Source organism: Dokdonia sp., assembly GCF_039945015.1.
Taxonomy (GTDB): Bacteria; Bacteroidota; Bacteroidia; order Flavobacteriales; family Flavobacteriaceae; genus Dokdonia.
Genome location: NZ_JBDUXP010000009.1, coordinates 53067 through 76214, shown reverse-complemented (window position 1 = coordinate 76214; position 23148 = coordinate 53067). Strand labels below are relative to the sequence as shown.

Below are 23148 nucleotides of genomic sequence, written 5' to 3'. Positions count from 1 at the left end.
AAATAGTGCATTATGACCAATCGTCACAGTATTTTAGGTAAGAATTTTTTAGTGTTGTGTCTCTTTTTTATAAAGATAGGGATAGGCCAGGCACAAGAACATGAACAAATATCGAGCCCTCTTCAAGGCAATGCTATACAAGTAGGGGCACTATCGTCCATTCAGGATAGTGAACTCCCTGGGCAAACAGGTTTTGTAGATGCTTCTAACCATACATTTGTATTACTTAAGATAGATACAGAAGTCACTCCTTTTTATGCCTATAATTATGATGTTAAAATCAAAGTAACACCTACTTCAAATGATGGTAGTATAGGCAATGATTACTTGACGGTACTATCATTGAGTTATAATCCATATGAAAACACTGGAGCGTATACTGATAAGGTATACCACCGTATTGCAAACACACGTGGTGTAAACATAGAAGTTGTAAGTATAAATACAACCTCACAAGATCCCAATGGCCCTGGTGACGGAGTCTATACTCCTCAACATATAAGTTTGATCACAGGATTTAATGCCTCACGTTATTATAATTTGAATACTTCCTCTTTTTCTGTTACAGAAGGCGTTACCACTAATGATCAACTAAGATTAGAATGGCCCACTATTGCTGGTGCATTATCGTATGAAATAGCTTGGACATGGATCGATAATTATGGTCCTGATCCATCAAATGAACCCACTTTAGACGCTGGTGCTATAGATTGGAGTGAGCGTGATTTTGAGATCAACCATACTCGAACTGAGACTAGTGATTTGTTTTATGAGATTCCACTTATTTATGATCGTGGTTTTATCCTTTATCGAGTACGTGCTGTAGGTAGGTTTATGGAAGATATTACCAGAAACAATTATGGAGATTGGAGTGATGAAGGTGGTTCAACAATTACAGATTGGGATCATTACGAAGTTCTTACACATGAAGAAAGAAAAAATTGGCAGTTTCAGGCTTCTTATGCAGAAGAAGGAAAGAAAAAAGAGGTAGTAAGTTATTTTGATGGTTCACTTAGAAATAGACAGACCGTTACAAGAATCAATAGTGACGAAAATGCAATTGTTGGAGAAGTTGTGTATGATGCTCAAGGAAGGCCTGCTATAGAGATTTTACCAGTTCCTGTAAATGATGATATCTTAGGGTATCATGAAAACACAAACCTTAACACAAACAACATCCCCTATAACAATTATGATTTTGATTGGGATGTAACTGGTCAAGATTGTGAAGTCGAAGCAGCGCCTTTATCCGATCAATCGGGAGCAGCTTTATACTATGGACCAAAAGCAACCGCTGGAACATATCAAGATTATGTACCAGATTCCCAAGGATTTCCTTTTTCTCAAATAGAATACACCAATGATAACACAGGACGTATACAACGTAAAAGTGGGGTAGGTCCTGACCATAAATTGGGTACAGATCATGAGATGAAATACCTATATTCTATTCCTTCTCAAGAGGAATTGAATCGTCTTTTTGGATATCATGTAGGAAATGCCACTCATTACAAGAAAAATGTCGTTATAGATCCAAATGGCCAAGTGAGCGTGAGCTATATTGACCCACAAGGACGTACTATTGCTACTGCTCTGGTTGCAGATAACCCAAGTACCTTAGACCCTATTGATGGCGCAGAAGATGAAACCAATACAATTACAACAGATTTACTCAACAAACTACAGATAGATGATGTTGACACAGATACAGATAGCAACATTCTTTATGCTACTGGAGTCTATGGAAACCTAAACGATGGCTTAAAATATGAAAGCCAAAAAGTATTTACATCAGATGGATATAACTATATATTTGATTATGATGTATCTGGTCCTGCTGCATTTGATGATGATTGTGATTTAGAAAGTGGCAATGGATATCCCTTTGTATATACTCTTAATGAAGACGTTACCAATGAGTGCGGTGATTCTGTTCTGACTGGAGGAACTATCGAGACTACGATAGGGTCCTACACGACAACACCTCAAACTTTTACTGTTCAAATAGATGGAGAAGATGTTTCTATTACCGAAGACCTAGTTGATCTCACCAGTACGGCTTCGACAAACCTATTTGACAATTCGATAGAACAAGTTTTAAATACTGGAACATATAATATAAAGAAAGACATAACGATAGATGAGGCAACCTTAGAGATTTATGCGCAAGACTATATTAGGAGATTACAACTTACCGATACTGATAATTCATGTATATTAAATCCTGGAGATCTTACTCCAGAAGCATCATCTGAAGCATGTTTTTCCACTTGCCAAGAATGTGTTGCCATTTTTATGAATGGTCATCCTACTGAAGCAGAAGCTGTAGCAGAGTATGTAGATACCCAACTAGAAAATTGGGATACCTCAGGACTTAGTGCAAATGAAATTGCGTTATTAGAAGAACGATTTACGACAGAGTGGTATTTATTTATAGAAGCTTGTCAAGCATCCTGTACTATAGATGGGATTGTTATTGTAGATGATCCAGGAGAAGGGAATACTTTGACATCAGTCTCTTGCGAGTCAAAACGTCTAGCCCTTATTAATGACATGCGACCTAATGGTCAGTATGGTAGAACATACACATTAGTCAATGATCAGGGAGAAGCTGTAGATATAGAAAACAGTAGCGAACTAAATGTGTTTGATACTGATAATATTTTAGGGGGAGATTTTAGAACACCTAATCACTACAATCAGACAGACCCGAATCATTACTATACAACTAATGGAACAATAGTCTATATTCCAGTAACTTTTGAAAATGGATCCTATACTCCTGAAGTTCTATTGCCGGATACTAACGTAATCCAAGATCCAGAAAATCCAGGTTTATGGGTTACAGAACCTCAATATCTGGCTAATCTTGATGATTTTACAAATATCTACTGGCAAGATTCATGGGCAGCATCTTTAATCACATACCATCCTGAATACTGTTATTTTGAGTATTTACAAGAACTGTGTGGTATTACGCTTTCGCGAAATGATATAGATGCAGACGGCGATGGTTCTCCAGATAATATCGAATGGAATACAGATGGGTATGACATTTACCTTAGAAATAGCTCCTATGAAGAAGGAGTCGCTATTCTTAATAATCAAAGACTAAGTGATATCGATCCTTATTTTAGTTTTGATATAGATAATGATCTTCAATTAAGAAAAGCGATTATAGAAGAAGGGCTTGATTCAAATTATCAAGGACTTGGTGTATCTCTTCTAGAATATACCTATGCTACCATTATGTGTAATAACCTTACACCATGTACGGTCCCAAGTGGATTCTCACTGTCTGATGTAGCAACTTTTAATGAAGACGATAAGACCTTGTTTTGGCAAACATATGTGGGTAACTATCAATCACTCAAATCAAATATTGTATATGTATTTTTAAATCGTCACACGATGTTAGAAGGCTGTTATAATGGTTGTATCGGTGATGAAGACCCACAAGATGATTTATATCAAGTAGTAAGAGATTACAATGTATCATCAGGGGATATTAATGTAGACCAACCTGCAGATGCTATTTGTAGTGATGATACCATAGCTGCTTTATACCTCACCAAAGAAAAACGATTTATCCCTATAGATAATCTTTATAATTCTGAACAATCTGATCAAGATATCTATGAAGATATAGAGGATGAAACAGATTATTCTCATTATGCACAGACGGGACAATGCCCTATGGCTAGAGATATGGAAGCCTATCTTAATGGTTTGGTACATCTCACAGCCTCAGATGGAACTCCTGTAAATCTAACAGGAAGTTTAGGAGCTTATAATGATCTTTTCCTATCCTCAGGTTTATTTACAGATCTAGGAGGAGTATTACCTCTTACTGGTGACTTAGTAATGGCAGGAAATATTGTAAGCCCTACCTATCTCAATATGACACTCGATGATGGAAACACGACTCCAGTCTCTCTTGTGTTGCCAAGCGGTACTTATTCTTGGAATACATATGGTGATTGGTACATAACTCAATTTGAAACACTCTTTTACCAAAGCTACAATGCAACTTCAGGGTTATTTTCTTTTCAAATACTGGCTACAGTACAAGAACAAGGAGAAACAGGTTTTTCAGAAGTGATACTTACAGGAACTACGATTGCTAGAATAGGAGAATGTGTTGGAGCCAGTACTACCGATGGTGATGGAGATACGGTAGGAGAAGTATTAGACGACACAGGATATAACTGTGACCGTAGAGAACTCTTTGAATCTTCTCTAGAGAATCTTATGGAAAGCTTGGCAGATCAAGGGACACTTAATACTAGTGTAAATTTAGATACCCTACCTGCTTATACAAATGGATTCTTACCTGAATTTTTTGGGATAGAGAATGCTACAGGAGTAACTTGGTCATACACCTCTTCAAATATTCAGGTGTACACACTATCGCATAACGGTACACCATTATTTTCTTTAGAATTGCACATTACAGGTAGTTTATCATTACCAGAAGGTATCAACTATATCAGTATTAGTGGAATTCCTACACCAAGTGGTTATAGTACAACCCTACAAACAACAAGTAGTGCTGGATCTCCTGTTACTATAGATATAGCATATACTAAAGGGGAAGCAATAAACTTTTCTTGTTGTGAAGCTATAGATACCAATGGAGACAATGAGGAATGTAGTGGGCCAGATACAGATGGAATAAATGTGTTATTAGTAGATGGTACTTTTGAAAATTTTCCTGAATGTTATGTAGACCCATGTACCGTAATTAGTGGCTGTGGATTTACGCAATCAACAATAAATGCAACACAATGGAATTCTCCTGGATCTGCTGTTTATGTTATGAAGAGCCTTGAATATTATGAAGAAGATGGGTGTACTCAAAATATAGCAAACGCTCAACAAACAAGCTGTAATCCTTACCCTGCAGATCCTAGATATAATGAATGTTTCAACTGCATGATAAAACCCGTAGGAAGTCCTGGAGGAGGAAAGCATTTATTTACAGGCTTTACTTCTGTAAGCCCCTCTGGTAGCGCCCCTTCAAGATTAAAAACAAGACTAGTTAACCTCATTCCTGGAAATGTATATACTGTAAAATATGATCAAACAACCATACGTACACGTTTAGGGAGAAATTGTGCTGGACATGAAATTCAATCAAGGGTTTATTTTGGAAACAGCGTACAAGAAGGAGCCAGTGTGCCTATTGTAATTAATGATGATAATATATGGATGTCTAATGAGATGACATTTGTAGCAACTAGTACACAAGTAGAACTTACTATAGAAGGAGAACTCTATCCTTCCTTACCTGACTGTCACAATGGAGGTAATGATGCCTATTTCGGTCTAGACAATATTGAAGTGATAGGAGGTGATGGGATTCCAGATGCCTGTGATAGCTGTCCAGATATTGCAAATACAGGAGTAGATACAGATGGAGATGGTATAGATAATGCCTGTGATACTTGTCCTAATACGCCAGATCCTAGTAATACTGCCAGTTCGTGTAGTACAAACTGCGAGACTCCATTTACTAGTTTTGTAGAAGGGTTTGAGTTTTTTGATCAATTTGATGATTCTAATTGTACTTCTTTACCTCGCGTATTTCGAGATACCAATCAAGAACAAAATGACTTTTTCAATTTTAGACCAAATTGGACAGGACAGATGTCGTATGTAGTACTCAATAAAGAATATTATGATGAATATGGTTGTTCAGAAATTACACAAAATGATGGTGCTTCACTTATCGGCCAACCTAATAGTGTTACCCGCCAATCATCAGGAAACAAATTTTCAACTATTATAAAATCTAGATCATCTATATCCACAGAGGTTGATCAAATGACAGGGATTAATATGACATTACCTTGTTTGGAAATAGGTGAAGAGTATACTGTAAGTTATGATTTTTCATCCATTAAAGAATCTGGAACTTCATCAAATGCTGCTATTCAATCTATGATTACTTTCGGAGATCAAGTTTGGGAAGGGCCTATCGTAGCGTATGATGAAGGATATGGACAAAACAGTTGGGTAACAGAGGATATAACCTTTATAGCTACTGCCACTACACAAGAAATTCGCTTTTTAGGTAAATTTATAGATGATCCTGATCAGGCTCCTGGAAGCGTTTCTAACCAAGGCTATTTTGCATACGACAATATCCGTATTGAAAGCTTAAGTACCACTAGAGCTATGCAAGTTATGACTAGAAGTACAGGAACGACTCAAGACAATAGCCCTGACGAAGTATGTACGTATTGTATCCCGCAGACATTAAACCCTGTGAGCTGTACAGATATGTATCCGATTTTTCAAAATACGGCTGCTTTGGTAAATGGAGATATAGATGGTAATGGTACCGTAGAAGGAGATGAATTTGGAGCCTATATACTTCCTGAATTCTTTGACGAAACTTATTTCTGTAACTATAATTATGCGTATATCACAGCTGCTTATGGTCAGTATATAGAAACTTTGGAAATTACGCATACAGGAGATCCTTTATTTTTGACCATTGATGTATTTGGAGCTACACCTTTAAACTATGGATTTAATGAGATGGCACTTGTCGTTAATGAGTATGCAAACTATGTAGAGGGATTAAATGAAGGAGAAATACCACAAGCATGGGCATTATTTGCAACAGATTACCTAGCAGATCATCCAGAATTCTGCCCTCCTTCACCACTCTTCCCTTCAGTAGATCTTTATATTGAAGTAGATGAGTTACCTTGTCAAACTTTTGAATTGAGTGTCTATGAAGCCTATAATCAAGATACATATGAAGCCTATTTAGAACAGATCAAACAAGATTTTAGAGAAGCCTATCTCCAAGATGCTCTTTCTAATCTCAATGAGCATTTCAACTTGACTTATGGAGATAAAGAGTATCAGTATACGTTATATTATTATGATCAAGCAGGCAACCTAGCGCAAACTGTTTCTCCAGAAGGTGTAAATCGTCTAGATGCAAGTAATACTGCTTTAAATACAGCTATTAATACGCATCGACATGATGGAGAAGTGACAGAAGAAATCGGACTTTTGCCAGATCATACGTTAGAAACACAATATAGATACAATAGTCTCAACCAACTCGTATGGCAAAAAACACCAGATGGAGGCATCACACGATTTGCATATGATGATTTGGGGCGAATCATTGCCTCTCAAAATGATCGACAGAATCCATCTATCACTTCATATAATCTTATTGAAGATGTACCAAACTCCTTTAGTGTTTCTGATGGAGGAGAAACTATCACAAAACTCGTTTCTAGCACAGACAGAGCACATAGTGCATCAGTCATTAATGGGAATGGATATTTAGAACGAACCACCTATGAAGATGCTTCATTAAACCTTGGGATAAGTTTTGGATTGGGTTATGTAAACTCAACCGTAGATGCTGCCGTATACATAGATGTAGACTATCAATTTTACACCTTTGGAGCAGATGGATTGCGTCTTTATGCAAATGGTGCTCGTATTGTAGGCTCTCCTCTTACATACCAACCTGGGGATGTTCTAAAAATAGAACGCAATAATAATGTGATCAACTATTATATCAATGGTGACGTGGTTGCCTCTGTGAATGAAGCACAACCAGACGCTCCTATGCGCATGGACATGATGATGCGTTATATAAATCGTAAAGTAGGAGGTATTAAATTTGTTGATCTAGAATCACAAATTAATGGAGTCTCTACAGAAAAATTTAGTTATACCACGTATGATAATCTAGGACGTATTATAGAAGCAGGAGAAACCAATCCTCAATATGGACAATATAGTATTTCTGAAGAAGGAAGATTATTAAAAGAAGGGGAAACACTTCCCGTAAATGGATTTGACGCCTACGTACGTAATGAAGTTACACAAACCCATTACGACACAACAATAGGGTTACCCGCTAATACAGGGACCTATTTTGTAGATTCAGGGCAACTTTTTGAAGATTTTAATCAAAACGCAGGCACACTAAGAAATCGTGTAAGTGCCGTATTATACTATGATACACTAGGAGATGATACAGTCCCTGTAAATGGTACAAATCCATTTGATCATGGACTCTTCTATCAGTATGACATTCATGGTAATGTCAAAGAACTCGTTTCGTTTTTTGGAGATATGTATGTCACAGGAAATAATGACAACCATCTCAAAAAAGTAGCCTATGAGTATGACCTGATTAGTGGTAATGTACACAAAGTCACCTATCAAAAAGGACAGGAAGATCAGTTTATTCATACATATGGTTATGATGCAGATAATCGAATCACAGAGGTAAAAACCTCTAGTGACGGATATCTATGGGAAAAAGAAGCATCATATGAGTATTATGAGCATGGTCCAATGGCACGTATGCAACTAGGAGATAAAAATGTACAGGGTATGGACTATGTCTATACATTACAAGGATGGCTCAAAGCTGTTAATGGAGAGTATATTGATGATCCAACTAGTGATTTTGGAAACGATGGCGCTACTGGCTCACTCGTGGCACGTGATGCTTTTGGCTATTCTCTAGGATATTACAATGGGGATTATTTAGCTACGGGAACAACCACCGATGCAAACTTTTCACTTTCTGATGCATCCATAAACAACCTATACAACGGGAATATCAAACAGATGGTAACCAGTATCAAGGGACTGAACGGAAGTACTCTTCCTTCACAGGTCAATGTATATGAGTATGATCAGCTTAATCGTATTAAAGCGATGAATGCTACAGCATCAAATACAGGTACTGCTAGTTATGAATCTACATATACATATGATAAGAATGGGAACTTGAATACGCTTTCGCGAAAAGCGCTACAGGATCAAACCCTAACCCTTATGGATGATTTTAACTATCAATATAAGGAAGGAACCAATCAACTTACCTTAGTAAATGATGCTATAGGAGCTGGCGTATTTGAGGAAGATCTTGATGATCAAAGTGCAATCATCGGAATCCCTTATGACGAAAATAATATAGACAGTCATAATTATGTGTATGATGAGATTGGCCAACTTATACAAGACAATACGGAGTTTTTAAAGATTTTCTGGCGTGTAGATGGAAAGGTCGATTATATCGATAAGTATGTCGGTGGTTTTGATTCAAGAACGATACAACGTACCCTGTTTAATTATGATGGTTTAGGTAATAGAGTTGTTAAAACAATTATAAACCCTGCGGGTAATGTCACTTCTACCAGATATGCACGAGATGCACAAGGTAATGTCTTGGGAGTATTTAAAGCGACGGCAACTGAGGAAGAAAATTTTGAAAATCAAAGATTTGCATCTTTAACACATGAAGAACACCATATCTATGGTAGTAGTAGGTTAGGAATAGAGAACGAAAACCTAGATCTATTGACTCCTACGTTTCAGGGGCTTACAGAAGATAGTGATCTAGCGCTAGAACTAGGTAATAATAAAAGTACAGCTTGGCAGTTACACTCCGATGACATTTTAGATACTCAATTTGGCGTTGTAAACTATAAATTAGGTTTTCAGATGCGACTGGTAGAGCCTTTGTTTGAGAACGACTCTATTCATACTGTCCGTCTGGCATTTACTAGAAAAAACAAGGTTAATGAGAAAAACATGAATATCCTTGATGGTTATTTAAAAAAGGTAAATAACCTATACTACCCTATTTATAAGATTCAGTCTATTACAGATGGAAATCCTATAGACGTTTTGCATATTACGACCACTATTGGTTTTGACGAAACAAGTATTCTTAAGGCATCTAGTATTACAGATTTTAATACAAACATTACACCTTCTCAAGATCTAGTTACCCTTACTATTAATGGAATTCCATTTGAAGAAGGCAATGGTCTCTTAACGGTACATCGTAGTCAAGAAAGTAATACAACAACTATAGAAGACATTCCTACTTCACACCTAGGAGGTACGTATAATAAAAAATACCAAGTACGTGCACTAGTCTATACGGTAACAACTACAGAAAACACAATAAGTGACACATTTGATTTTATAGACACGAATACTGATTTAATATCTAATAGTGGCATTACAATGCAGGCTCTATCTAGCAGTTCAATATGGATGCCTAGTTTGTTTGAGGATGCTACGGTATCCTATAACTATATCAATAAAACTGGAGATAAAAATTATGAACTCTCCAATCACTTAGGAAATGTACTCAGTGTAGTGTCTGACAAAAAAATTCCTATCTTAGCTAGTAATGGCTCTTTGACACATTTTACACCAGATGTAAAAGCATACAATGATTACTATCCTTTTGGTATGTTACTGCCTGGAAGACACGCGAATACGAGTGATTACAGATACGGTTTCCAAGGACAAGAACTCGATAATGAGATTAAAGGGGAAGGGAATAGTTTAAATTATAAGTATAGAATGCATGACCCTAGAGTTGGGAGGTTCTTTGCTGTCGACCCTTTAACTTCTAAATATCCTCATTATACACCATATCAATTTAGTGGAAATAAAGTTATACATATGGTAGAGCTTGAAGGTCTTGAAGAAGCAATACCTACAAGAGCTAAAAATAACAATAGGAATGAAGGAGATGAAGCCTGTGGAGCAGTTTATCATTGTGGAACTGTAAATCGAGATGGCTCAACAGAATTCGATGAAGGTTGGTATAATTATTCAGATTATGAAAAAGTAACTAATACAAATAGAGTAGTAACTCATTATTATGCAGATAAAAATGGAAAATATGAAGAAGCGAGTACGGGAGTAATACTTGGATCTCTTAGAAGGGCTGCTCCTAAAGCCGGTACAGCAGCAGCAGCAGATGGTCCTCTCATTATAGGTGATATACTTACAGTAGGCATTATTGCCGCTGCTCTCTCTCCTGACTATTCTCAAACTGCTTATGAACCGCTCCCAATTACTGTTCCAACAGATGTTACAGATAAACCGTCTAATGATAATGATGACGGATTTATTACTTTCTTTCGAGGAACATTGGCTCCAAGAGCAGCTGAATCCGTTGCTGCTCAAGATTTATCATTTACTATGAACGGTTTTCCTCAACTTAATATGAGACCTGGTATGTATATGACTACTAATCCTGCTCAGGCAGCAATATGGGCTAGCGTCAACGATCAATCTGGAGCAGGAAAAATTGTTGGTTATCAGGTTGTTGCAATTACAATAAAGAAAGAAGTATGGGAAATATTCAAAAATTCTAACCCAGGAATAATAGAGCAACAAGTTCTAAACCCGCCTGTAAACAAAAGTGATTACTGGGACGAAACTATAATACCTATATATTCAATTGGAATTTTTTCTAAATTAGGTCCAATTATTCCAGCGACACCAGAATTTTAAATATTACTCTTATGAAAAAAAAATATGCAATAATTTCTAAATCTATTTTATTTACAAGTGAAATTGAAAAAGCTAATGTTTTTGATAAAAAAAAAATAAACCAAATAAAATTTCATTATAAACTAAACCCAATGAGAGTACCTTGTCTTAAGATTGATAGCGAATTTAGAGTTTATGGGAATAATTCATTTTATTATAGTTTTTTAAAGAATCAAAAGGATAATTTTTTAGTAATGCTTCCTGATAATTTTAATGAAGAAATTATGGAAGAATTATTAAGGGAAAATAAAATGGAAATATATGATTTTAATGGATTAGAGAAAAAAATTCTGAAACCATCTGATTTTTTTAGTACAATTTCTTTCAAAAGTGAGTTATCTGAATCACAAATTTCTAAATTGAAAGAAGATATCGAGAAATACTATAAATCTCTAGATCCTGAGGGTGAAATAACCCAAATATCTTTTAATCGTGATTTAGATATATTATACTTTTTCATTAAAAGAATAGGGAATAATCATTACATCAAATATCATGAATTTATTAGAAATTTAGTTAAAGAGTATGGTTTAATATCATTGTTAGATGGGTATGAGTCTTTTAGAGGTTTGTCTTTTTAGTGAGCAACCCCGCTAGCGCTCGTCTGTGACGAGTGCCGTATAGAGTAAGCGTACACTGTTCCATAGAATGTGCTACAGCTAGAATTTTTCTAGTGCCATCAAGAGTGAGAAAAATAGGAAGAATGAGTTGGTGTTAAGCCAGTTTTTAGAGACAAGTTTACTTGTTGCTCCATGAATGAAAAAGAAGAATACATAATAAGATAAAGCCTTTACAGAAATGTGAGGGTTTTTATCTAATAACATCTATTTTTTAAACATTTGTTGTCGGAATTCTTAAATCTCGACAATAAATGTTTGTGAGTCAAACAAAAACTGAATTACATTTACTCCCGCTAGCGCTCGTCTGTGACGAGTGCCGTATAGAGTAAACCCATTACCATGCGTTTGTAACGTGTGACATTATGAAAAAGAAAAAAGAGAATACATAATAAGATGAAGCCTTTACAGTAATGTGAGGGCTTTTTTTGAGAAGAGCGTACTATTTTTGAATTACAAATCACACCCATTTACAGAAGATATCAATATTAAAAATAAGGAGGCATAGTGCCTTTTTACATATCTAAAAATGAAAAACAATTAAAAATTAAAAATGATGAATCGATTAAAATTAAGTGTATTATTATTTGCCAGTGTTTTATTAATGACGAGCTGTAGTAGCGATGATAATGGGGGTGATAGCGGAGGAAATATAGAAACAGATTTTGATTTTTTTATTTCCTTTAAAGCAGATGGTGAGTTAGTAGAAATGGGCTTTGCTCTAGACGATTTTGACCCTTCATTTCAACACTCTATAAGTTATACAGATTTTTTAAGTGGCACAAGTTGCTTTAGAACCTGTAGCCCAGGTATATTTTCTGTAAATGACAATTCTATCCCTCAAGCTGGCGTATCCTTCTATAGGTTTCTAGATGCGTTTTGCACGTCTGCAGACGGTGCTGTTTTTAATACCCTTTTTCCTGTAGGGAATTATAGTTATTCTAGTACAGATGCAGAGAATGGCGTTGGTTTTGAATATTCGCCAGACATCCCAGACAGCCCTTTTTATCTTACTACAGGCGGTGGTTCTCAGTCTGACAGTAATAGTTTTACCATTACATCTTCAGAAGAAGACAATACGCTATTTGCTGGTGGCACATCCTATGGGCAGATTGTTAGTGGGACCTTTAGTTGTACGGTATTTAATCAATTAGATGACAATGATACTCTAGCCATTACAGAAGGCGTTTTTAGACTAAGAGTAGAAACTTCTAATTAAAACGTATTACGATCACTATATTGTCATTATGTTTTCGGCTAATGATGTGTAGTAGATAAAGAACAAGAAGATAAAGCCTTTACAGAAATGTGGAGGTTTTTGTAAAGAAGAATAAAAAAATAAGTATAGATATATGAGATTAATAGTAGTACTCTTTTTATTAGTAGGTAGTTTAAGTTATGGTCAAAAAGTTCCTGCTATCAAGAAATATAGGCCAGGCATTATTTATTATAAAAATGGTAAAACCTTAGAGTGTAAGATAGCAGCATATGGCTCGAGAAATATCTGGTGTAAGTTTGAAGATGGTACTAAGAAAAAAATAACCACTTCAGGAGTTAAGAAGTTTGATATATATGGAAAAAAGGATACTACTTCTTATGGTTATTTTATAACGGAAGCTGTCTATAAAAGTAAAAGCAAGAAAAAGTTGAAGACCTTAGGTCGTTTAGTCTATGATTATGATGATGTCAAGTTATATGGAGTCATGGGTAAAAGTGTTGGGATAGGACCTATAGGAATAAGTGGTGAAAACTATTTTCTTACGCGTCGAGGAAAATCTTATGGTAGACCATTATTAAAAGCCTTTAAAAACAAGAACAAACTACTTAAAGAATATTTATCTAATTGCAAGGATATGGTTTCCCAAATAGGAACCACATATTCTTTTACAAATATTAAAAGCTTAGGACCTATTTTTGAGTATTACAATGAGCATTGTAAAAGGAAAGTACCTCGCTCTCGCCAGCGCTAGTCTATAACAAGTACCATCAAGAGTGAGAAAAACAGATGGAGCCTATGGACTAATGGGACGATAGATGACTATACTAAGAAAAGAACCTTAGATAATTAGAAATATAAAAGCCTTGACATATCATGCCAAGGCTTTTGCTTAAATAGTGCTTCTTATTAGTATATTAAAACCGACTACAAACAATAAACCCTTGTAATATCTTGAAATAAATATGCAGGCGTTGGAATAACAAATTCATTACAAACGAGAGAGGCATACACAGGAAGATTAGAATCTACGATAAACTCACTAATTCCATGTCCGCGACAGCTACAAGATTCTGTATCGCTAGGGTAGAAGAGTGTTACAGATTCTTGATTAAAACCTGAAAGCTCTTGATTTTTTAGAACCTTCTGATAAATTAAATACCATCTATTGGGAACATTAGGATGTGCTACAGCTCCTTTAATTCTTAATGTAAGACAGCCATAAACTGGATGAGATACATCATAGTTTTTCCAGTTATTAAAATAAAAAATAGACTCTAAGAGTGTATATCCTTCATCTGTAAATCCAACATGGAGAGTTATTGTTGTATCAGGGTTTTCGCAACCTTCTTTTAGAGTTGCATCTTGAATTGTGAAATGTTCAGCACCGATTTCATCGAGATCACCTGACTCAGGACTACAGCTATTAAAAAGGAACATCGTTAAGAGCATCATAAAAACAAGCCTAAAAATTTTCATAACAAAGTGTTTTTAGTTAATAATCAACAAGATATAAATTAAAACCCATATGAATTTATAACATGGAAACAGACTTGGAATATGAAAAAATAGACAAAGTTGTGGAGATAATAATTGCTGTCTATCTGGCAAAGAATATTTATTCCTATCAAAAACAACATTATTAATACATCAAATAAGATAATTGAATGCCATTAATTATCTTATTTGATGTATTAATTTTAGATAAAAACACCCGTATACTCAATCCAGTCAGACCAAGTTGATTTACACATTAACTTTATTCTAAATCTACCACCTAAATGATGATACCCTATTTCTTGGGCAGACATCGTAAAGACAACATTTGTCTCAGTAGTATCATAAAACAGGCACAATGATCTAGTGTAGTTCTCTCGAGAATGTTTTCTCTTTCATCTGTCAGACGGGGATGTTATGTATTATCGAGGCTAACGGATAGGTTTATTTGTTTAAATATCATAAATTAGTTAGACATTAATTTTGCAAAGAAGGAGAATAAAGGTCTGTTTATAAGTATGATAGAAATTAAAATCCATATCAGAGTAACGTTATTTAAAATTATTTAATTATGAAAAAAAGTATCTTTTTGATTTTAATATTTTTTGCCATTTGCAGCTGTAGTAAAGAAGATTTGCTTGAAACCGATCAGAATATAGAAGGCAATATTGATTTGGAACAAAGGGCTCCTGCAATCCCAGAACCTGTTATAATAGGACAAGAAAATACAGGATGTGTTGCAAACATTATTTTCTTAGCAGAAGGCTTTAAAGAATCGGAATTAACAGAATTTAAAAACCTCTGTGATATTGCCAAGCAAGCCATATTAGATATGGAACCTTTTACTTCAGCTTCAAATAGCTTGAATTTTTACCGTGTAGATTCACCGTCCAGTAGCTCTGGAATTAAAACAAAACAGTTTACAAGCATTTGTAATGCATCAACAGGTGTAAATACATATACAAGGACCCCATGGGCTGTATTTGGAAACAGAGTTGGTCTTGAGTATTATGCAGGAATGGAACCTTGGAGAAGGGATGCATTAGAATATATGTTTGGTAATTATGTAACAGGAGATTATGCTTATACAATAATTATAGCCAATACAACTGACTATTACGGAGGTGCCGAATTTCCAGGTGTTACAGAATATAATACGATCTTAAACCCTAAAGTGTCCAATATGATCGTTTCAAAATATGATAGCGGTAATGGTTTCAAGTTTTTGGTGAGACACGAATTTGGACATTCTTTTGGAAATATGGATGATGAGTATGTTGATTTAGATACATACTGTGCCATCGGAACATATGAATCCTGGTATTTACCGCCAACTCCTAAAGCAAATGTATTTACGTCTGATCCAGGTGGATGGCATCTAGGAGCGAGATATGTTCCATCTGGTTATTGGAGAGAATGGGAAAACTCAATAATGAGAAGTGATGCATCCTCAACTACGTTTTCACCAAAACAGTTTGAGATTGTGAAACATAGAATAAAACAAGCAGTTGGCTGTCTTTAATTATACATTTTAAACCCTTGTGAAATGTGCAATTTGTGTATTTATTAGAATCTAAGTGCTTATAATATGTATCGCTTATAGATGTTTTTCTGAATTAAAACAAGCCAAAATATCAAGTATCGTTCATAGTGTTTTAAAAAGGATGTAGAGCGTTTTTTGAATTTTTGATGTCTTCCTTTCTTTTTTGTTAACTTAGTTCTCGAACGCTATAAATCATACATAAACAATGTGTTAGCATAAATAATCACGTAATATCATGGAACTATCAAATTTTAAAGACGGTACGTATCCCGAAACTCAAGAACAAGAGCATGTTCTTGAACAGTACAAGTTGTATGTAGCATCGGCTGAAAAAGCTTCAGATAGAAGGAATACAGTTAATACATTCTACCTAACATTAACAACATCAGTTGCAGGGGTTATTGGTTATGTCAAAACAAATAGTCTGGCAAATGATGAATATTTAGTTTTAGGCTTGTCGATTAGTGCCATTTTGATATGTATATATTGGGTAAATTTATTGGAGAACTATCGAAAATTAAATTCGGGGAAGTTTAAAGTGATTCATGAAATTGAGAATTTACTACCATTAAAATTATTTGCTTTCGAATGGGATAAACTTGGCGAAGGAAATGATAAAAAGCGCTATAAAAAAATGAGTAATGTTGAAAAAGGAATCCCTTTTATATTTGGAGCACTTTTTCTATTTGTAATAATAGTAGAAATTTATGAAATGTGCTGTAAATAAGAATGTTATGTAATTAAAATGGACATCTTTCCTAGGTGTCAAGCCCAATCTATTTTATTATAATTTCTTTTTTCTGACAATTTTCTCAAATCACATATTTATACATGATGAAGTATAAATGATTCGTGCATTAAAATTAATTACGCTTTCGCGAAAGCGTATAAAAGAAATTTATCCTCAAAAAAATGTTGCCTTCATCTAATTAATTCTGACCTTTTTTAAATCCGTAGGCAGTTTGTCCTATAAAATCTGTAGGAAATTTATCATCACCAGGAAACCCTAACGCTATAGTTCCACTATCTTCAGGAATATAATTTGTTTTAAAGATATAATCCCATACACTTAAACTAATTCCAAAGTTTACACCATATGTGCCTTCTGGTAAGTTATAAGCGTGATGGTATAAATGCATAACAGGGTTATTAATTAAATACTTTAATGGACCCCAGGTAATTTTAATATTAGAGTGGTTAAAATGACCAATGGTAATCGCGATAAAATGGACGATATATGCCTGTTCTGGCTCAAATCCAAATAATATCATTACCGCAAATGTCTTTAATGGTTTGTATAAGATGTTTTCCATCCAGTGGTAACGTAAGTGTGCTGCAAATCCCATTTCTTTAACACTATGGTGTACTTTATGGAATTTCCAAAAGAAAGGATATTTATGTAATAATGTATGTGTAAACCATTGCACAAAATCTAGTATGATAAAGAAAACGACTAGTTGTGTCCACATAGGCCATCCTGAAGGGTCAAATAATGCAAATGATTTATCTGTTATTCCAATCTCTGCAAAACCTAACTGGAGTAATTTATAAAAGCCACTAATTGCTAATGAAAAAATAAAGAAGTTAAAAAACATATAGAATCCATCTAACCAAAAATCTTTTCTAAAAACAGATTGCTCTTTACGCCACGGGAATATCATTTCTAGTGTCCATACTAAAAAAGAGATGACGATGAGACCATAAAAATAATTTGTGTACCAAGGAACTTCAAATAAAATTGATTTCCAAGTCCAATCTATAGTGCCTATAAAGGCATCTTTAAAACCATTTATATATTTTTCCATAGTGTTATTTCAATATAGTCGTTATACTATCTTTTTTCTTAGGATAATTTTCAAATTGCGACCATTCTGTCCAAGAACCATCATAATTTTTTACATTTTTATACCCTAATAATTCCGTAAGTACAAACGTAGTATGTGCAGATCTAACTCCAGAATGGCAATACGCGATAACAAGTTGTTCTTTATTAGGGATTATAGAATCATACATTGTTGCTAATGCTATATAGTCTTTAAATTTTTTATCGCTCTCATAGTTTACACAATCTGCCCAATTCATAAGGATACTTCCTGGGATGCGTCCACCAGAGTTTGCCCCTTTCTTTTGTCGTACTCCAGTGTATTCGTTTACTGTTCTTGTATCTAGAATTAACGGAGGTGTTTTGTCATTTACAGCAGATAACACTTGCTCCTTATTGACATAAAACGTCATTGGCGAGACATCGGGTAGGGTAAAATTACTCTCTTTAATTGGTGTAATTTCAGTAGTGAGTTTACCATCTATGTCATTCCACCCATTAATGCCTCCATTTAAAATTCTAACGTTATGGAAGCCATAATTTTCTAGTATCCACCATAATCTAGCGGCATCACAAGAGGCAACATGATCATAGATTATAAGGGTATCTTCATTTCTTATTCCTCTAGAACTAAATAGTTTTTCTAGTTGAGATTTAGAGCACATCATACCCTTATATGGATAAGAAGCATCTTCTATATCAGTACGCCATATATTAATTGCACTTTTTATGTGACCCTCTTTATATTGCTTTTCTCTCCCGAAGTGTACAATTTTGATGTTGGGAATTCCCATCAAATCTTTCAACTCATTGGCTTCAATAATATGATCAGTATTCACATAAGTAATAGACTCAATAGCTATTTCTTTATTTAAATCTATAGTAGCATCCTTGCTCATCTCTTTGCAAGAGATGAATACTAAAATGGTACTTAAGAATATACTAGTCTTCCAATTCATACCACTCAATATTTTCTAATGCAGCACGCCTTCCTTTTTTCAGAACAGGATAGTTAGTGACTAGGTAATTAATAATTATTTCTTCGTTTTGTCCGAGATCCCATAAATTTTGAGTTTCCTGCATCCAGTCTATTGTAGTGGCCCAGCGATTGGCATCCATTCGGTTTTGCGTTACTAGCTTTGCAGAGTGACAATTGGTACAATTGTTTACTGTTTCCATAAGACCTTCACCTTCTTTTAAACCCGTACGTATATGAATGCCGTTTTCAATTGTATCCCAATTTTCATCTTTGTCGATAGCAGTATAACTTGTAGAGGTATCGCTTTCGCGAAAAGCGGAAAACCCTGGGTCCGTTAGCATATAAATTAAAAAGCAGGCAACAATTCCTACCAAAGAAAACACGGCAACTATAGTGTGGTATATTTTCTTTACGCTATGTCTAAATTCTTGATGCTTATCGTCCATTACTTTACTTTTACCGCAATACGATGGCAGGCATTATTTAAATATCCTTTAGGGTTCCACCCTGGTAAAACCATAGGTTGACTATCACCTTGAGCATCTGTAGCTCTTGCCCAAACCTCATAATATCCTTTTTTAGGAAATGATATACTTGCTGAAAAATGTTGCCAAGCGAGACGATTAACTGCAGGTTCAATTTCACAAGAAACCCAATTAGAACCAAAATCAATAGAGTATTCCATTTTTGTAACTGCTAGTTCTCCTGCCCAAGCGTGTCCATTAATATTGAGTTTTTTACCTTCATCTATAGTAGCTCCTGTCTTAGGATATGTAATCAAAGATTTAACAGGCATTGACTCGATAATGCACATATCTTCATCTTTCACCTTTTCTCCTGGCTCAACAGGTTCACAAGGAACTCTATATGCCGTACCAGTCATTTTAGTACCATCGTGTACTTTATCTCTCACACTTATTCCTGTAATCCATTTGCCAGAAACAGAGGCTGGCCAACCTCCAGCAATAAGCCTTAAAGGATATCCGTGTGCAAGTGGTATCTCTTTTCCATTCATTTTAAAGGCAAGTAATGTTTCATCTTGCATCACTTTTGCCATTGGAGCTCCACGAGAGATTGGTTCTTTTGTAGGATCTCCACTCAAATGAGTATCTGCAGCGTGATAACCTATATATACTGCGTTATCTTTAATGCCTACATCTTCTAAAACATCCCTTAATCTAACACCCGTCCAAGTGGCACAAGAAACAGCACCTACAGTCCATTGATTTCCTTTTGCCGGGGGATCAAACTCACTTCTACCATTACCACCACACTCCAAGGTTAATTGATAGGTGTGTTGTTGAAATTTTGATTTCAGTTCTTCTAAGGTATATGTTTTTGGTGCTTTAATTGATTCTCCATCAAAGACAACCTTCCAGTTTTTTATATCTATATTCTCAGGGATTTTCCCATTATTACGAATAAACATATATTGGCTTGATGTGATTTTTTCATTAAGAAGATGTGCTTGGGCTTCCATATTCCAAGGTCGATCATTTAAGACGACCATTTCTTTGTTTTTTGCAAACATCTTAAACGGGTCTGGATCTTGTATCGCTAGTGGTACATAGCCTTCTGGCATCATATGAGCAAATACAATTTCTGCTCCTATAACAGTTCCTATAGAGGTTAATGTTGCCTTCTTAATAAAATTTCTTCTCTTCATTGGTCGATAAAGGATTATTAATGTCTAAATATAAATGAATTCAGATTCTTACAGTGTAACTTTTGTTACGGCGCAATCTCTATGATACTTTACTTTTAAAACAAATTGTTCCCTATAAGAGAAAGTAGTTCTAAATGAGATAAATATAAAATTATAATATTGATATTATTCTAATTACTATAGTTTTGTTCTTTTCATCTGATAGATGAAACCCAGATACACGAGTCATTTTAAAGAAAAAAGCATTGAGAAGATTTCAAAACAAACAGAATGCTTGTATAGTCTGTTATTAAAAAGAAAAGAGAAATAACATAAAGTAAAAAGAGAAGCCTGATTTAGACTTCTCTTTTTGTTTCACTATGTGTAGTCATATATTTTTTGTAACTGATTTATTTAAAGCGTTTTACCTTATACGAGGCAATTTATTTCATAATCACCGTAGAGATAGCACAGGATGGAGTTTTTTGTTTTAACGCTGAACCACCATTTTTAATGTATTTGATCTACCATTAGATTCATATTTTACAAGGTATACCCCATTAGAAAATTCTTCCGTATTTAGAGTTGTTTTTTTAGTAATACTTGTGATTCTCTTAATCCTTTTTCCTGCGAGGGTATAGATATTTATTTCAGCATCTTTGGTTCTGGAGAAATCTTCGATATTGAAAATTGCTTCAGTCGAAACAGGATTTGATGCTAGATTAAATGATGGTTTATCAGTTATGAAATCTTCGACACTAAGTATTTGTGATACTTTAAGTGTGATGTCCTGCAAATTGCAAAGAACATCAAACGTATAATTTAAGTTGTTGTAACTTGCTGTTGTCGTACTTTCAGGAACACAATTTGTGATTTCTGAGTCTGATGAGAACACTACAAATTCATCTCCAATTTGTGGTTCAAAAGTTAGATTGACTTCAAATCCACCTTCAAAATAAGCCTCATCTGAGTTCTCTATGATGTCGTGATCTACTCCAGGAATATATCCATTAATATCTATCAATAATTTAGCAGTTTCTGTTTGATTATAATTTGTAGTTTTTAATTTCTGAATTCCTGGTCCTGGATCAAAACACCCATTGTTAGATAGTGGAATAGTAAATGTTGAAGGAAACTGGAATGTTCCAGAACCTTGTAAAGTTCCATATTCTATAAATTCTGGATAGTCTGGATGTTGAAAAAAATAATTAGAAAAACTTGAAGTGTCATCAATTAGTATGGTGCCTTCATTTAATAATATTAATTCGTTATTTGTAAATTCTAACCCATTAAAGTGATGGTCAATAGTCGAGTTCAAAACAGTTAAAATACCAGAATTACTAAATCGCTCATTAGCCGTTCCAGTCCCTATAAAAGTGGCGCCATCTAGGTAAAATTCATCACTACCATTACTAAACCGAGCGCCATTTTTAAGGAAAATAGTAAAAGGATTTCCAGTTCCCAAGATGGCAGAGCTAGTTACAGGCTGTACCAGCACGATTACATTATCGAGCGTTATGTCATGGTTTCCTGTAATAAGAAGATCTGCTTCTCGTATTCTAAATGTTCCACCTCCCGTAAAGGTGACATCATCCCAAGTTATGATACCGTTTACACGATAAAATAAATCACCGATGACCGTAGGATGTGCTTCATCATTATTTTTAATTTCTAAATACCCATGGTTGTAGCCCTCAATAGATCCGCCACTGAGTCCAAAATTATTAGCGCCACTAAAAATTAAACCTGCATTTTCTTCTACCTGAATTGTAGGTCCTAAAATCGTATTCTCGTTAAAGGGTTCAATAAGTAAAGTTCCTTCGGTTACGGTAAAATCATAACAACAGATATACATGTCTATATCAATAGTGACAGTGTCAGCACCATTTTTAAAAAATGGACTTGTTATATTTAATAAACCAGGATTTGGCGTGTTAAAACTAATGTCAACACCGTCTATTGTTATAAAACCCTGTTGCGTTTGAGAGATTAAACTAGCTTGTTCATTTATAAAAAAAGGTTCTGGGTTTGAAATCCCATCTGCTTTTGTTATAGTGAACGCTCCTGTATTTTTTAATGTGAAATTTGATAACGTTTTAGTAGCATTTGTTTCTGAGGTGTGTATTGCTTGAAAAGTACCGTTACTATTCAATGCCCCTCCACCTGTAAACTCTCCTTTAGTAAAAATGATGGCAGAAGTTGAATGTACTTCTACTCCCTCAGGTATGATAACAGTTCCTTCACCATTTTGTAAAGGGATGGTTCCCATATCCCAATTTAAAGGATCTGACCAGAAAAAACCATCTCCATTTCCTGTCCAAGTATGGGTTTGACTCCACATGACTAAATGGCAAGCCAAAAAAAGAGTTAGAAAGATAATTTTTTTCATTTTATAATTTTGAAGTAATATCAAAAGCGCTCATACACAAGCATCAAGATACGTAATATAATGAGTTTTAGCTGGAATGCTA

At 34.8% G+C, this 23148-nt stretch carries 12 protein-coding genes; 6 read left to right on the top strand and 6 right to left on the bottom strand.

Annotated features, from left to right (window positions below; all coding sequences use genetic code 11):
* Positions 1-12: 12 nt before the first annotated feature.
* The 4 genes from ABJD27_RS07970 to ABJD27_RS07955 all read left to right on the top strand — a co-directional run bounded on the left by ABJD27_RS07970 (position 13) and on the right by ABJD27_RS07955 (position 13945).
* Entirely contained in the window at positions 13-11319 is an 11307-nt protein-coding gene (locus ABJD27_RS07970) for an RHS repeat-associated core domain-containing protein (RefSeq protein WP_348172415.1), read from the top strand.
* Between the two features lie 11 nt (positions 11320-11330).
* Complete coding sequence (locus ABJD27_RS07965) at positions 11331-11939, top strand: hypothetical protein (RefSeq protein ID WP_348172418.1); 609 nt, start codon at positions 11331-11333, stop codon at positions 11937-11939.
* Between the two features lie 589 nt (positions 11940-12528).
* A complete protein-coding gene (locus tag ABJD27_RS07960; protein WP_348172421.1) occupies positions 12529-13194 on the top strand; it encodes a hypothetical protein in 666 nt (221 codons plus the stop codon).
* A 133-nt stretch (positions 13195-13327) separates the two neighbouring features.
* Positions 13328-13945, top strand: coding sequence for a hypothetical protein (locus ABJD27_RS07955; protein ID WP_348172424.1), 618 nt, complete (start codon positions 13328-13330; stop codon positions 13943-13945).
* Between the two features lie 173 nt (positions 13946-14118).
* Here the strand turns inward: ABJD27_RS07955 and ABJD27_RS07950 are convergent, their stop codons facing one another.
* Positions 14119-14670, bottom strand: coding sequence for a hypothetical protein (locus ABJD27_RS07950; RefSeq protein ID WP_348172427.1), 552 nt, complete (start codon positions 14668-14670; stop codon positions 14119-14121).
* Positions 14671-15259: 589 nt separating this feature from the next.
* Between ABJD27_RS07950 and ABJD27_RS07945 the strand changes: the two genes are divergently transcribed.
* Positions 15260-16210, top strand: coding sequence for a M64 family metallopeptidase (locus ABJD27_RS07945; RefSeq protein WP_348172430.1), 951 nt, complete (start codon positions 15260-15262; stop codon positions 16208-16210).
* Positions 16211-16466: 256 nt separating this feature from the next.
* Complete coding sequence (locus ABJD27_RS07940) at positions 16467-16958, top strand: hypothetical protein (protein WP_348172433.1); 492 nt, start codon at positions 16467-16469, stop codon at positions 16956-16958.
* 202 nt (positions 16959-17160) lie between these two features.
* Here the strand turns inward: ABJD27_RS07940 and ABJD27_RS07935 are convergent, their stop codons facing one another.
* The 5 genes from ABJD27_RS07935 to ABJD27_RS07915 form a co-directional block, all read right to left on the bottom strand.
* Positions 17161-18036 (bottom strand): sterol desaturase family protein, encoded by an 876-nt coding sequence (locus ABJD27_RS07935; RefSeq protein WP_348172435.1) that lies wholly within the window; start codon positions 18034-18036, stop codon positions 17161-17163.
* Between the two features lie 4 nt (positions 18037-18040).
* Positions 18041-19012, bottom strand: a complete 972-nt coding sequence (locus ABJD27_RS07930) for a rhodanese-like domain-containing protein (protein ID WP_348172438.1) — start codon at positions 19010-19012, stop codon at positions 18041-18043.
* Positions 18996-19478, bottom strand: coding sequence for a monoheme cytochrome C (locus tag ABJD27_RS07925; protein ID WP_348172441.1), 483 nt, complete (start codon positions 19476-19478; stop codon positions 18996-18998). Before ABJD27_RS07925 ends, ABJD27_RS07930 begins: the two co-directional genes overlap by 17 nt.
* Positions 19478-20698, bottom strand: coding sequence for a sulfite oxidase (locus ABJD27_RS07920; RefSeq protein ID WP_348172445.1), 1221 nt, complete (start codon positions 20696-20698; stop codon positions 19478-19480). The genes ABJD27_RS07925 and ABJD27_RS07920 overlap by 1 nt, the downstream gene beginning before the upstream one ends.
* A gap of 469 nt (positions 20699-21167) precedes the next feature.
* Positions 21168-23066 (bottom strand): T9SS type A sorting domain-containing protein, encoded by a 1899-nt coding sequence (locus tag ABJD27_RS07915; protein ID WP_348172448.1) that lies wholly within the window; start codon positions 23064-23066, stop codon positions 21168-21170.
* Positions 23067-23148 lie beyond the last annotated feature (82 nt).

Bases quoted from the DNA above. Each gene is read 5' to 3' on its own strand.
- ABJD27_RS07970 (WP_348172415.1), top strand. From the start codon at position 13: ATGACCAATCGTCACAGTATTTTAGGTAAGAATTTTTTAGTGTTGTGT.
- ABJD27_RS07965 (WP_348172418.1), top strand. From the start codon at position 11,331: ATGAAAAAAAAATATGCAATAATTTCTAAATCTATTTTATTTACAAGT.
- ABJD27_RS07960 (WP_348172421.1), top strand. From the start codon at position 12,529: ATGATGAATCGATTAAAATTAAGTGTATTATTATTTGCCAGTGTTTTA.
- ABJD27_RS07955 (WP_348172424.1), top strand. From the start codon at position 13,328: ATGAGATTAATAGTAGTACTCTTTTTATTAGTAGGTAGTTTAAGTTAT.
- ABJD27_RS07950 (WP_348172427.1), bottom strand. From the start codon at position 14,670: ATGAAAATTTTTAGGCTTGTTTTTATGATGCTCTTAACGATGTTCCTT.
- ABJD27_RS07945 (WP_348172430.1), top strand. From the start codon at position 15,260: ATGAAAAAAAGTATCTTTTTGATTTTAATATTTTTTGCCATTTGCAGC.
- ABJD27_RS07940 (WP_348172433.1), top strand. From the start codon at position 16,467: ATGGAACTATCAAATTTTAAAGACGGTACGTATCCCGAAACTCAAGAA.
- ABJD27_RS07935 (WP_348172435.1), bottom strand. From the start codon at position 18,036: ATGGAAAAATATATAAATGGTTTTAAAGATGCCTTTATAGGCACTATA.
- ABJD27_RS07930 (WP_348172438.1), bottom strand. From the start codon at position 19,012: ATGAATTGGAAGACTAGTATATTCTTAAGTACCATTTTAGTATTCATC.
- ABJD27_RS07925 (WP_348172441.1), bottom strand. From the start codon at position 19,478: ATGGACGATAAGCATCAAGAATTTAGACATAGCGTAAAGAAAATATAC.
- ABJD27_RS07920 (WP_348172445.1), bottom strand. From the start codon at position 20,698: ATGAAGAGAAGAAATTTTATTAAGAAGGCAACATTAACCTCTATAGGA.
- ABJD27_RS07915 (WP_348172448.1), bottom strand. From the start codon at position 23,066: ATGAAAAAAATTATCTTTCTAACTCTTTTTTTGGCTTGCCATTTAGTC.